The organism is Betaproteobacteria bacterium (assembly GCA_009377585.1).
In the GTDB taxonomy this organism is placed as follows: Bacteria; Pseudomonadota; Gammaproteobacteria; order Burkholderiales; family WYBJ01; genus WYBJ01.
Genome location: WHTS01000005.1, coordinates 51847 through 62989, shown reverse-complemented (window position 1 = coordinate 62989; position 11143 = coordinate 51847). Strand labels below are relative to the sequence as shown.

The 11143-nt window shown below is 63.8% G+C and carries 14 protein-coding genes and 1 pseudogene; 11 read left to right on the top strand and 4 right to left on the bottom strand.

Annotated features, from left to right (window positions below; translation table 11 throughout):
* The first annotated feature begins 12 nt into the window (after positions 1 to 12).
* Together GEV05_03095 and GEV05_03090 are read left to right on the top strand one after the other, a co-directional pair.
* Positions 13 to 753 (top strand): DUF3750 domain-containing protein, encoded by a 741-nt coding sequence (locus GEV05_03095; GenBank protein MPZ42383.1) that lies wholly within the window; start codon positions 13 to 15, stop codon positions 751 to 753.
* On the top strand, positions 750 to 1649 hold the full coding sequence (locus tag GEV05_03090) for a TIGR00730 family Rossman fold protein (protein MPZ42382.1): 900 nt from the start codon (positions 750 to 752) through the stop codon (positions 1647 to 1649). Before GEV05_03095 ends, GEV05_03090 begins: the two co-directional genes overlap by 4 nt.
* A 73-nt stretch (positions 1650 to 1722) precedes the next feature.
* Here GEV05_03090 and GEV05_03085 read toward each other — a convergent pair whose 3' ends face one another.
* The gene (locus GEV05_03085) at positions 1723 to 2787 is read right to left on the bottom strand and encodes a tripartite tricarboxylate transporter substrate binding protein (GenBank protein MPZ42381.1); all 1065 of its coding nucleotides are present in this window, start codon (positions 2785 to 2787) and stop codon (positions 1723 to 1725) included.
* 168 nt (positions 2788 to 2955) lie between these two features.
* Between GEV05_03085 and eutB the strand changes: the two genes are divergently transcribed.
* From eutB to GEV05_03065, 4 genes are all read left to right on the top strand, one after another.
* A complete protein-coding gene (eutB, locus tag GEV05_03080; protein MPZ42380.1) occupies positions 2956 to 4335 on the top strand; it encodes an ethanolamine ammonia-lyase subunit EutB in 1380 nt (459 codons plus the stop codon).
* Positions 4253 to 5137 carry an ethanolamine ammonia-lyase subunit EutC gene (eutC, locus tag GEV05_03075; GenBank protein MPZ42379.1) on the top strand — a complete coding sequence of 295 codons (885 nt, stop codon included), beginning with the start codon at positions 4253 to 4255 and terminating at the stop codon, positions 5135 to 5137. The genes eutB and eutC overlap by 83 nt, the downstream gene beginning before the upstream one ends.
* 491 nt (positions 5138 to 5628) lie before the next feature.
* Positions 5629 to 6375: a prolyl oligopeptidase family serine peptidase gene (locus tag GEV05_03070; GenBank protein ID MPZ42378.1), complete on the top strand. Its 747-nt coding sequence runs from the start codon at positions 5629 to 5631 to the stop codon at positions 6373 to 6375.
* A 4-nt stretch (positions 6376 to 6379) separates the two neighbouring features.
* A complete protein-coding gene (locus GEV05_03065) occupies positions 6380 to 6661 on the top strand; it encodes a hypothetical protein (GenBank protein ID MPZ42377.1) in 282 nt (93 codons plus the stop codon).
* Between the two features lie 170 nt (positions 6662 to 6831).
* Here GEV05_03065 and GEV05_03060 read toward each other — a convergent pair.
* The 3 genes and pseudogenes from GEV05_03060 to GEV05_03050 form a co-directional block, all read right to left on the bottom strand.
* Positions 6832 to 7029 (bottom strand): annotated as a pseudogene (locus tag GEV05_03060) (tyrosine-type recombinase/integrase).
* Positions 7030 to 7239: 210 nt separating this feature from the next.
* Positions 7240 to 7923 carry a transposase gene (locus tag GEV05_03055; protein ID MPZ42376.1) on the bottom strand — a complete coding sequence of 228 codons (684 nt, stop codon included), beginning with the start codon at positions 7921 to 7923 and terminating at the stop codon, positions 7240 to 7242.
* On the bottom strand, positions 7719 to 8306 hold the full coding sequence (locus tag GEV05_03050; protein MPZ42375.1) for a transposase: 588 nt from the start codon (positions 8304 to 8306) through the stop codon (positions 7719 to 7721). Before GEV05_03050 ends, GEV05_03055 begins: the two co-directional genes overlap by 205 nt.
* Positions 8307 to 8370: 64 nt before the next feature.
* On the opposite strand from GEV05_03050, the gene GEV05_03045 reads away from it, so the two are divergent.
* The 5 genes from GEV05_03045 to GEV05_03025 all read left to right on the top strand — a co-directional run bounded on the left by GEV05_03045 (position 8371) and on the right by GEV05_03025 (position 11070).
* Positions 8371 to 8964, top strand: a complete 594-nt coding sequence (locus tag GEV05_03045) for a DUF1294 domain-containing protein (protein MPZ42374.1) — start codon at positions 8371 to 8373, stop codon at positions 8962 to 8964.
* A 135-nt stretch (positions 8965 to 9099) separates the two neighbouring features.
* The gene (locus GEV05_03040) at positions 9100 to 9414 is read left to right on the top strand and encodes a helix-turn-helix domain-containing protein (GenBank protein MPZ42373.1); all 315 of its coding nucleotides are present in this window, start codon (positions 9100 to 9102) and stop codon (positions 9412 to 9414) included.
* 156 nt (positions 9415 to 9570) lie between these two features.
* Positions 9571 to 9813, top strand: coding sequence for a hypothetical protein (locus GEV05_03035; GenBank protein MPZ42372.1), 243 nt, complete (start codon positions 9571 to 9573; stop codon positions 9811 to 9813).
* Positions 9813 to 10151, top strand: coding sequence for a type II toxin-antitoxin system PemK/MazF family toxin (locus tag GEV05_03030; protein MPZ42371.1), 339 nt, complete (start codon positions 9813 to 9815; stop codon positions 10149 to 10151). The genes GEV05_03035 and GEV05_03030 overlap by 1 nt, the downstream gene beginning before the upstream one ends.
* A gap of 115 nt (positions 10152 to 10266) precedes the next feature.
* Positions 10267 to 11070 carry a methyltransferase domain-containing protein gene (locus GEV05_03025; protein MPZ42370.1) on the top strand — a complete coding sequence of 268 codons (804 nt, stop codon included), beginning with the start codon at positions 10267 to 10269 and terminating at the stop codon, positions 11068 to 11070.
* Positions 11071 to 11143 lie beyond the last annotated feature (73 nt).

Here is an 11143-nt window from a genome sequence, read left to right as displayed (position 1 = left end):
ATGGGTTGGTGGATGCGTACGATAGGCTGGGTCGCACTGCTGGTGCTGATCGTGCCGGTGCTGGCTTCGACCGGCTGCACGTTGTTCAGCAAACCCGGCGACTGGCGCAGCGCCCGCCGCGACGCGTCCAACCAGGCGCCCGACCCGGCCGCGACGCAGGAAGCAATCGTCCAGGTCTATGCCGCGCGCACGGTTGGCTGGAAAGGGGCCTTCGGCGTGCATAGCTGGATCGTGGTGAAGCCGTCGAACGCGACGCGCTACACGCGCTATGAGGTGGTGGGCTGGGGCGTCATGCGCGGTTATCCGGCCATCCAGGTCAATCGCACCGGACCCGACAACTACTGGTTCGGCGCCGCGCCGGAGAAACTGGTGGAGCGGCGCGGCCCCGGCGTGGACGCGATGATCCGGCGCATCGAGGAGGCGGTGAAGACCTATCCGTATCCGGACAGCTATCGCACCTGGCCCGGTCCCAACAGCAATACGTTCGTCGCGCACATCGGCCGATCCGTTCCCGAGTTGCGCCTGGATTTGCCGCCGACGGCCATCGGGAAGGACTTTCTCGCCAACGGCTCCATCGTCGCAGTCGCGCCGAGCGGCACCGGGTACCAGGTCTCGTTGTACGGTCTGCTCGGCGTGACCGGCGCGCTGGAGGAAGGCATCGAGCTCAACGTGCTGGGCCTGTCGTTCGGCCTGGACTTCAACACGCCCGGCGTGCGGCTGCCCGGGATGGGAAGAATCGGATTACCCCAATGAAGAATGAAGGCACGGACAAGGAAGGCACGGACAAGGAAGGCGCGGACAAGGAAGGCGCGGAGCCTTCCCTGCCGGAGGCTGGGCCGGAAAGGCGGCACCAGGGCGTCAAGGCATATCTCAAGGAATCGTTCCTCAATGCCGCCGATGCCCGGCCGCTGCGCATTCTCGCCGAGTATCTCGAGCCCAGGAGCCGGCTCGGCCGGCATCGCATCGAGGACACGATCGTATTCATGGGTTCCGCGCGGGTCATCTCGCGCGAACAGGCGCAGGACGAGCTGCGCGCCGCCGAGGACGGGAAAGGCGATCTCGAGCGCGCGCGCACGCGGCTCGCGATGTCGCGCTACTACGAGGATGCACGCGAGCTCGCGCGGCGCCTGACCGAGTGGTCCAAGCAGCTCGACGACGACGAGCGCCGCTTCGTGGTCTGCACCGGCGGCGGTCCCGGCATCATGGAGGCGGCCAATCGCGGCGCTTCCGAGGCCAAGGGCATGAACGTCGGGCTCACCATTTCGATCCCGGTGGAGGAGTTCGACAACCGCTACGTCACGCGCGAGTTGTCATTCCACTTCCACTACTTCTTCATGCGCAAGTTCTGGTTCGTCTACCTGGCCAAGGCGCTGATCGTCTTCCCCGGCGGCTTCGGCACTTTGGACGAGCTGTTCGAGGTTCTGACCTTGCGGCAGACGCGCAAGATGCGCAAGCACCTCTCGGTGGTGCTGTTCGGCTCGCAGTACTGGGACGAGGTGGTGGATTTCGACGCGCTCGTGCGCCACGGCACGATCAATGCCGAGGACGTGAAGCTCTTCCATCGCACCGACTCGGTCGACGAGGCGTTCGACATCGTGTCGCGGGACCTCACGCGCTACGCCATGGCCGAGCGCGGCGCGACGCTCTGACGCCGGGGCGTCGAGCCCGCGCAACGTTTTCCCTGGGATGAGGGTCGGCTGAGAATTGTCGCTAATCGGAAGATCAGTTGACCCGGATGTCCGCGTCGCGGATCACGCGAGCCCACTTGTCGGTTTCTTCGCGCAAGAAACGCGCGAATTCCGCCGACGTTGTCGGCGCGGTATCCAGACCCACCTTGGCGAAGCTCGCGCGGATGTCCGGCATCCGCAGCGCTTTCACGATCTCCGTGTTGAGACGTTCGACGATCTCGGGTTTGACACCCGCGCGCGTGAACATACCGTACCAGGTGATGACGACAACCTGCGGCATGCCGGCTTCCGCGGTGGTGGGCACCTTGGGTAGCGAAGCGACGCGCTCGGGTGCGAGCACGGCCAGACCTCGCATGCGTCCCGAATTGATGAAAGGAATGGTGGCCGGCACGGTGGAAACGACCATGTCCACCTCACCGCCCAGCATGGCGGTAAGCGCGATCGATGCACCCTTGTACGGTACGTGCACGATGTCGATCTTCGCCAGCGCCTTGAACAATTCGCTTCCGAGCTGACTGCCGGAGCCGACGCCGCCGGAGCCGAAATTGAGCTTGTGCGGGTGCGCCTTGGCCAGCGCGATCAGCTCCTTCAGGCTTTTCGCGGGCACCGAGGGATGCACCACCAGGACGTTCGGCACGGTGGCGAGCAGCGAGATCGGGGTGAAATCGCGGAAGGTGTCGTAGCCGAGGTTCTTGAACAGGCTCGGGCTAATGGCGATGGTCGGGCTGGTGAGCAGCAGCGTGTAGCCGTCCGTCGGGGCCTTGGCGGCGAGCGCGGAAGCGAGGTTGCCGCCGGCGCCCGGGCGGAAGTCGGGAACCACGCCTTGGCCCAGGCTTTCGCGCAGCTTCTCCGACAGCGCGATCGCCAGGATGTGGGAAGCGCCGGTCGCGAATGCGACGATCATGCGGATCGATCTTTCGGGATACGACTGCGCCTGGATCGGAAGCGGGCAAAGGCAGGCAGCGCCGAACACGAGACAAGGCCAGGCACGTCGGATCGTCATGTAACTCCTCCACGTTGTGTCGTTCGTCTGATGATGGATGTGCACAGCTGTTGTCCGTGTCGCGGCTTGCGTCATCCACGGTCGCGATGTTCGCATCACGGCGCCAATTCGGCCAGCCGCGGCAGCGCAAGCGGAAGCATCAGCCGATGATCGCGCACACCTTCCTCCTCATGTCGAAGCTGCAGCTGGCCCGCAGTTTGCGTGCTCGCTTTGCCCGGCTCGTTGCGCTAACGTGTGGTCGAGCCCCTATCGACGGGAGGCGCCATGCCGGAATACGCCCATTCGGTTGGAAGCCGGGTCTATCGCTTCGCCGATCTGAAATCCTTGCTCGCCAAGGCGACGCCTGCGCGCACGGGTGATCGGCTGGCCGGCATCGCGGCCGAAAGTGCCGAAGAGCGGGTCGCCGCGCAGATGGCGCTGGCTGAGCTGCCGCTCACCGAATTTCTCAATATCGCGGTGATCGACTACGACGCGGATGAAATCACGCGCCTGATCATCGACGGGCGCGATGCGGGCGCGTTCGCGCCGGTCTCTCATCTCACGGTCGGCGACTTCCGCGACTGGCTGCTCGCCTACGAGACGGACACCGAGACGCTCGCCGCGCTTGCGCCCGGGTTGACGCCCGAGATGGTGGCCGCGGTCTGCAAGATCATGCGCATCCAGGATCTCGTGCTGGTGGCCGCCAAGGCGCGCGTGGTCAGCAAGTTCCGCAATACGCTGGGACTGCCTGGGCGGCTTGCCACGCGCCTGCAGCCCAATCATCCGACCGACGACGAGAAGGGCATCGCGGCTTCGATCGTCGACGGCCTTCTCTACGGCTGCGGCGATGCGGTGATCGGCATCAATCCGGCGACCGACAATCTGGCGCAGGTGATGCGCCTGAACCATATGCTGGCCGGCATCATCGAGGCGTACGCGATTCCGACGCAGTCGTGCATCCTCACCCACGTCTCGACCACGATGCAGGCGATGGCGCAGGGCGCACCGGTGGATCTCGTGTTCCAGTCGATCGGCGGCACCGAGGCGACCAACCGCAGCTTTGGCGTGTCGGCCGCGATGCTGGCCGAGGCGAACGACATGGCGCGCGGGCTGCAGCGCGGGCGCGTCGGCTCGAACGTGATGTATTTCGAGACCGGGCAGGGCAGCGCGCTTTCCGCCAACGCGCACCACGGCGTGGATCAGCAGACGCTCGAAGCCCGCGCCTACGGGCTCGCGCGCCGCTTCGATCCGTTGCTGGTGAATAGCGTCGTAGGTTTCATCGGCCCGGAGTATCTCGACGGGCGCGAGATCGTTCGCGCCGGCGTCGAGGACCACTTCTGCGGCAAGCTGCTCGGGTTGCCGATGGGCGTGGACGTCTGCTACACCAACCATGCCGACGCCGATCAGGACGACATGGACGTCCTGCTCACGCTGCTCGGTGCGGCAGGCGTCAATTACATCATGGGCGTGCCGGGCGCGGACGACATCATGCTCAATTACCAGAGCACGTCGTTTCACGACGCGCTCTACTTGCGCCAGCTCCTGAGGCTCAAGCCCGCACCCGAGTTCGAAGCGTGGCTCGATGCGATGGGCATCGTCCGCGGCGGCACGCGTCTCGAGCGCGCGCTGGCCGATCACAAGCTGCTCGCCTTGGCGCCGGGTTAGGAACGCGGGCGTGGCAAAGCCGCTTGCGACCGCCGTGCCGAGCTCGCATCCCGACCCCTGGCAGGTGCTGACGCGATTCACCGCGGCCCGCATTGGATTGGGCCGCGCCGGCGGGAGTCAGCCCACCCAGCCCTCGCTCGCTTTTCAGCTCGCGCACGCCCAGGCGCGGGATGCGGTGCAGCGCAACCTCGACGTCGATGCACTCGCCGAGCAGTTGAGCGCCGCGGGTATCGACAGCCTGCGTTTGCACAGTGCCGCGCCCGACCGGCGCACATTCATCGCTCGCCCGGATCTGGGCCGCATCCTGAACGACGAGTCCAAACGCTCGCTCGAGACACGCGGACCGCCGGCATCGGCCTACGACTGCGCACTGGTCGTGGCGGATGGGCTGTCGGCACTGGCGATCGAACATCACGCCGTAGCGCTGTTGCAGGAACTGGCGCGCCGGCTGGCTGCCGAGGGATGGTGCGCGAGCCCGGTTTGCCTGGTGAGCCAGGGACGCGTCGCGATCGGCGACGAGATCGGCACCTTGTTGCCCGCGCGCATGACGGCCATGCTGATCGGCGAGCGCCCGGGGCTTTCCTCGCCCGACAGCCTCGGAATCTACTTCACCTACGATCCGATGCCCGGGCGCAGCAACGCGGAGCGCAACTGTATCTCCAACGTGCGGCCGCCCGAGGGCTTGTCCTACGCGTTGGCCGCGCACCGGCTCTATCACCTCATGGTCGAAGCGCGTCGGCGCAAGCTTTCCGGGGTGGCGCTGAAGGAGGCTGCGCCCGCGCTTCCCGGCGAAACTGAATGAACCAGATCACGGGCAAAACGACGAACGAACCCGGGGCGAGCAGAAGCAGCAGGTAGCCGCACCACTTGGCGTACGGTCGCGGCAGCGAGGCGATCCAGCGATTCATTCGTCTGCAGTCCGTCGTAAGTCGTTCGAAGTCTTGGTTAGTCGTTCGGCAGCGCGCGGAATCGACATGAACTTGCGCAACGGGAGGCAATTCTGGCGCCGGCGGATCGAAAGCTCCAGGGCATATTCGACATCCATCGCTGGCGCAAGTCGTACGACCAAAGTACGCGTTCGCACGCGCGCCCAACGGTGCTGACCGCTGGGCGAAGGGATGCTCGGCGCAGTGCCGCCGGCGCTGCAACGCCTGCTCGCCGCGTTGCTGCAGACGCCGCCCGCAGGAGCGACGCCCCGGCCGTCGACCGGCTGCTGGCGCTCGGGGCCGGTGATACACTTCCCTGCCGCTCGCGTTGTCATTCGTTCATCCTTACCGAAAAGAGGAGATAGCCATGGCCTACGAAGGCATGATCGCGGAAACCATCACCATCAATGGCGACAAGGGTGAGCCCATCTCCGCGTATGTGGCGCGGCCGCTCGGCGCTGGCCCGTTCCCCGGCATGGTCCTGATCCACCACGCGCCCGGGTGGGACGAGTGGTATCGCGAAACCACGCGCCGCTTCGCCCATCACGGCTATGCGGCGATCAGCCACAATCTCTATCACCGTGCCGGCGAGGGCAAGGCGGACGACGTGGCGGCGAAGGTGCGCGCCGAGGGCGGCGTTCCCGATGCGCAAGTCATCGGCGATACCGAAGGCGCGGTTCAGTGGCTGCGTGCCCAACCGTGGCTCAACGGCAAGGTGGGCTGCATCGGCACCTGTTCGGGCGGGCGGCATACCTTCCTGTATGCCTGCCATACCAAGAGCATCGACGCGGCTGTCGAGCTGTGGGGTGGGCGCGTGGTGATGAGCAAGGAAGAGCTCAACCCCAAGCAGCCGACCGCGCCGATCGAATTCACCAAGAATCTCTCCTGTCCACTGCTTGGCCTGTTCGGCAACGAAGACCGGTCGCCGACGCCGGAGCAGGTGAACCTGCACGAAGCGGAGCTGAAAAAGCACGGCAAGAACTACGAATTCCACCGCTACGACGGCGCGGGTCACGGCTTCTTCTACTACGACCGGCCCATGTACCGGGTCGACCAGGCGCTCGACGGCTGGAAGAAGGTGTGGGCGTTCTTCGAGAAGCATCTGGCCAAGTAAGCCGGTGTGCACCTCCATCGTCGAGATCGTCCCGGCGGACGGTGCGGGCAAGGGCGCGGACGGCTGGTTCGATCTCACGCATTCCGTGGTGTCGTACGACCATCCGCACCACGCCCTGCTGGAAGAGGCCATCACCATCGACTTCATGAGCTCCGCCCTGGGTCCCGGCTCGCGGGTCGCGGTGGAGCTCACGCTGGAATCGGCCAAGGATTTGGCGGCAGCACTTGCGCGCGCCATCGCCGCGGCCGAGGAGGTCGAAGGCGGGCGGCATCGCCCGAGCGCTTGACGGCTCTGTAGAACCCCCGGCACTGCCCTGCGAGCGGGTCTTGCTCCCGCGCGCCGGCTTTCCGTACAGCGGCCATGTCCTCGGACGGGCTGGCTTGGACGGGTCCGGCCAATTTCCTACCTGCGCAGCCACCATCGCACTCGACGGGCGCTGCTACGACGAGTACTTCCCTACTGGTCGAATGCGCCGGCCGGCGGCAGATCTTCCTCCAACCGGTCCATCGGGCTTCGCAGTGCACCGGAGCTCGTCGGCGAAACGTGGGTGTAGATCATGGTCGTCGCTACATCCTGATGGCCGAGCAAGGTCTGTACGGTCCGGATATCGACGCCGGACTGCAACAGATGCGTTGCGAATGCGTGCCGGCTATGCCGATCTCGGCATAGTCGGCTATCCCGAGTCCCAGACTATGCCGAGTAATGCGGCCAGACATCTCGGACGTACGCCGAAACGAAGGGTTTTTACTCGGCATAGTTCTTCCGTGCTGATATGGCTTCCATTGTCAAGCGGGCGAATGAGGTTCTGCCGACCTCCGAGCATGGTGTTGAGATAAAGCGAGCCCGATAGGCGAGGCGGCGGACTCATCTGTGACGTCGGTCGATCAAGCTGATATGCGGGCGTTGGTTAGCCGCCAGACTGTTGTTCGTCACGGAGCTGCCTCGCTCTATTGATCGTTCCGTATTGGACGACAGTCCAATACGGACACGACGCTCGGCTTGTCGCCGGGCGATGATGGGACTCACGGCGGCGTGGTGCTGATAGGCCCAGGCGGCCTCGACCAGGGCGCGGCGTGCGGAGCTATTACCGGCTTTGGTGATCGCACCTTGTCGGTGTCGCGGCCCGGAAGAATTCTCGGTGGGGATCATGCCCAGATAGGCCATGAGCTGGCGGGGATGGGTGAAGCGGGCGAGATCGCCCAGTTCGGCCACGATGCGCACCGCGTGGATGAGTTGAATGCCGCGGAAGGCCTGCAGCGCCGCCACCACCGGTTGCCAGCGCCACTGGGCGAGTTGCTCCTCGATGGCTTGGTTAAGCCGCTGGATACGTGCGCTCGCCTCGCCTACGCCTTGGACATACTCCTCGAAGGCGATGCGCTGGGCCGGGCTGGGGATGTTGAGCCGAGCGATCCAGCGCTCGTGGGCGCAGGTCCAGGCGGTCTTGCCGACGTAGCGGATGTCGTTTCGAAGCAGCAACGCGGACAGCCGATGGCGGACTTGGCGCTGAACGCAGACGGCGTCTTCGCGGGCGCGCACCAAATCGCGCATGGCCTCGTCGGTGGCATCGGGGATGTAATGGGGGTGAGCTCTCCGGCGCGGGCCAGTCCACACAGCTTCAAACAGTCGCGCCGGTCGGTCTTGATGCGATCGCTCACGCGCCGCGGAGTGTTCGACGGCGCTACGACCCAGCACTGGTGGGCGCGAGCCGTAAGCGCTCGATGGATGACGAACCCGCAGGGCCCCGCCTCGTAGACGAAAAGCAGCGGGTGTCCGAGCGACTCGAGCTTGCGTACCGTGCGCGCCAATGCCGTGCTGTCGCCTGCGATGCGCCCGTAATGACGCACCTCGCCGCGCTCCTCGGCGAGCGCCAGATCGATCGAATCCTTGTGAACGTCCATTCCGACGTACAACTTGCTAGACTTCTTGCTCATGGCCTGCCTCCTGTACTCGGTTGACACCTTCGGGCATTCTGTTTAGCCCTCAGTGAGAACGCCCGTGCGATATCAAGGCAAGATCACCGACTGGAAGGACGACAAGGGCTTCGGCTTTGTTACGCCGAATGGAGGCGGACCGAGGGTGTTCGTCCACATCAAGTCATTTTCGAACCGGCAGCGCCGACCGGGCGGTAACGAGCTTGTTACCTACGAACTCACATCTGATGCACGAGGCAGACCGCAGGGTGTGAACATCGGTTTCGTTGGCGATCGCCCATCTTCTCCTCCGTCAACCGCGCCCGGTCCCAGCATTGGGGCTTTGGTTTTCGCATCCGTCTTCCTTGCCTTCGTGGCGGGGGCTGTGGCTACGGGAAAGTTACCTTTTGTGGTGCTCATCGCATACCTTATTGGGAGCTGTGTGGCATACCTGGCTTACGTTTTCGATAAAGCCGCGGCTCTGAAGGGGCAGTGGAGAACTCCGGAAAGTCACATTCATCGAATCGTCCGCGTTCGAGCGTATCCGCCCGCTGTACTTGGACGAGGACGAGTTCTCCGAGCTGCAGCAGTTCATGATGCAGAACCCAGAAGGCGGCGAAATTGTCCCGGGTTCGGGCGGGGTTCGAAAGCTACGTTGGCGGCGTCGAGGAATGGGTAAGCTGGGCGGTCTGCGAGTCATTCACTTCGTACGATATGAGCCAAACGAGTTTCTGGATGTTGGCCTTGTACGCCAAGGCGAAGCAGGACAACGTGCCCGCTCACATTCTGAGGCAGTTGTTGGAGGCATTCCGAAATGGCTAAGAAACTCACTGGAAAAGTATTGGCGAAATTTGAGGCCGAACGCGACGTATGGCAGGAGGTGTTGGAAGGCGTCCGTGAAATCAAGGCGGGTGGAGGTCGTCGCACTAAGGTAGAACCAAAGTCTCAGGTGGGTCGAGTGCGATTGAAAAGTGGGCTGTCGCAGTCGCAGTTCGCTGCTGCGCTTGGGGTGTCGAAGCGGACACTTGAGCAGTGGGAGCAAGGGCGGCGAGAACCTTCAGGAGCTGCACAAACGCTTCTGAAGATTGCGGAACGTCATCCCGAGGTCTTACTTGAGGTGGCAGGCTGACCTTCTGAATCATCGTAGCGAGTGAGGCCGAACCCGCGCATGCACCGGACAGTCGAAAGCGGCGCTTCGCTTGCTGTCTCCTGCCGCTGATGCGCATCGTTAGCCCTCGCGGCACCGATGGTTGATGGAAGTATGACCGCTGTTATACTTCCCGCCATGAAGACCGCCGTATCAATTCCGGATCGGGTGTTTCAGTCCGCTGAGAAGCTCGCGGCCCGGCTAGGGATTTCGCGTAGCGAGCTCTACGCCCGCGCTCTGGCTTCGCTCGTCGAGCAGCACCGAGAGGATATTGTTACCTCTACGCTCAACGAGATATATGGAGAAGACGGGGAAGACTCTTCTCTGGAGAAGGAACTGAGTGTCCTTCAGGCGCGATCTATTTCGCGCGAGAAGTGGTAATGCAACGCGGAGAGGTCTGGTGGGCCTTTCTTCCCGCGCCGTCAGGGTCGGAGCCAGGTTATCGAAGGCCTTGTCTAATCATTTCAGCCAATAGTTTCAACGTCAGCCGCATCAGCACCGTGGTCGCGGCGGTAATCACATCCAATCTCCGTCTGGCAGATGCGCCAGGCAATGTGCGCTTGCCTGTGCGCGGCACTGGGCTGTCAAAGCCTTCGGTGGTGAATGTCTCGCAGGTCATCACGGTCGACAAGGCGTTTCTCACGGAAAGGATCGGACGAATCCCGCCGAGCCTATTGGCTTCGGTAGATGATGGGCTCCGACAGGCGCTTTCTCTGTAAGGCGAGGGCTAACCGTGTGATGGAGCTGACCATCCAACAGCGGCGCTTCGCTTGCTGTTGTCCGGCTGCCCAACACAGTCGTTGGGCATCGCATGATGCGTAGGAGGTTGTGACCATGGGCGGCAAGCCTGTGTCCGACACGTGGGAGCGCGGCAGTCCATACGAGCAGTACGTCGGCCGGTGGAGCCGCCAAGTCGCGCCTAAGTTTCTTTCGTGGCTCGATATTCCGTCCGGCAGACGGTGGCTCGACGTGGGCTGCGGAACGGGAGCGCTCTGCGCGGCGATTTTGGACCGATGTTCCCCCGCATTGGTCGCGGGCGTCGAGCCTTCCGACGGATTTCTCAAGACCGCGAAGGAGAATCTTGAGGGCCGGGCGGCGCTCCACCAAGGCAGCGCGACGGCGATCCCACTTAATGATGTTTCGGTCGATGTGGTGGTCTCTGGACTGGTCCTAAACTTCGTACCGGACCAGCGCGCGGCGCTCCTTGAGATGACGCGGGTAACAGGCAAAGGCGGCACGATCGCCGCCTACGTCTGGGATTACGCCGGAAGAATGGAGCTTATGCGTTTTTTCTGGGATGCAGCGGCCGAGATCGACCCGGACAGCGTGAAGCTGGATGAAGGCGTCCGATTCCCGCTATGCCGCCCGGAGGCACTCGAAGAGCTCTTCACCAGCACCGGCCTCGACAAAATCGAAGTGAAGCCTATCGACATAACCACGCCGTTTGCGAACTTCGATGACTACTGGCAACCGTTTCTCGGCGGCCAAGGGCCGGCCCCCGCCTACGCTATGTCGCTCGATGAGACAGCGAGAGCACGTTTACGGCACCGAATAAGTGATCGCCTTCCAATCGCTGCAAATGGGTCGATCTCCTTGACTGCACGAGCCTGGGCAGCTCGCGCAAACGTCCCAGGCTAACCTGACGCTCAACCGCACGCTGCAGCCACCAGCGGGCTTCGCCCGAGGGTTCCTGCGGCCAGTCGTTCGGCGT

What these genes read in the sequence shown, in the direction of transcription:
- GEV05_03090 (MPZ42382.1), top strand. Translation starts at nt 750, where the DNA reads ATGAAGAATGAAGGCACGGACAAGGAAGGCACGGACAAGGAAGGCGCG.
- GEV05_03055 (MPZ42376.1), bottom strand. Translation starts at nt 7,923, where the DNA reads ATGCGCGATTTGGTGCGCGCCCGCGAAGACGCCGTCTGCGTTCAGCGC.
- GEV05_03025 (MPZ42370.1), top strand. Translation starts at nt 10,267, where the DNA reads ATGGGCGGCAAGCCTGTGTCCGACACGTGGGAGCGCGGCAGTCCATAC.
- eutB (MPZ42380.1), top strand. Translation starts at nt 2,956, where the DNA reads ATGCCGGAATACGCCCATTCGGTTGGAAGCCGGGTCTATCGCTTCGCC.
- GEV05_03050 (MPZ42375.1), bottom strand. Translation starts at nt 8,306, where the DNA reads ATGAGCAAGAAGTCTAGCAAGTTGTACGTCGGAATGGACGTTCACAAG.
- GEV05_03085 (MPZ42381.1), bottom strand. Translation starts at nt 2,787, where the DNA reads ATGCGAACATCGCGACCGTGGATGACGCAAGCCGCGACACGGACAACA.
- GEV05_03070 (MPZ42378.1), top strand. Translation starts at nt 5,629, where the DNA reads ATGGCCTACGAAGGCATGATCGCGGAAACCATCACCATCAATGGCGAC.
- GEV05_03030 (MPZ42371.1), top strand. Translation starts at nt 9,813, where the DNA reads ATGCAACGCGGAGAGGTCTGGTGGGCCTTTCTTCCCGCGCCGTCAGGG.
- GEV05_03095 (MPZ42383.1), top strand. Translation starts at nt 13, where the DNA reads ATGCGTACGATAGGCTGGGTCGCACTGCTGGTGCTGATCGTGCCGGTG.
- GEV05_03035 (MPZ42372.1), top strand. Translation starts at nt 9,571, where the DNA reads ATGAAGACCGCCGTATCAATTCCGGATCGGGTGTTTCAGTCCGCTGAG.
- GEV05_03040 (MPZ42373.1), top strand. Translation starts at nt 9,100, where the DNA reads ATGGCTAAGAAACTCACTGGAAAAGTATTGGCGAAATTTGAGGCCGAA.
- eutC (MPZ42379.1), top strand. Translation starts at nt 4,253, where the DNA reads ATGCGATGGGCATCGTCCGCGGCGGCACGCGTCTCGAGCGCGCGCTGG.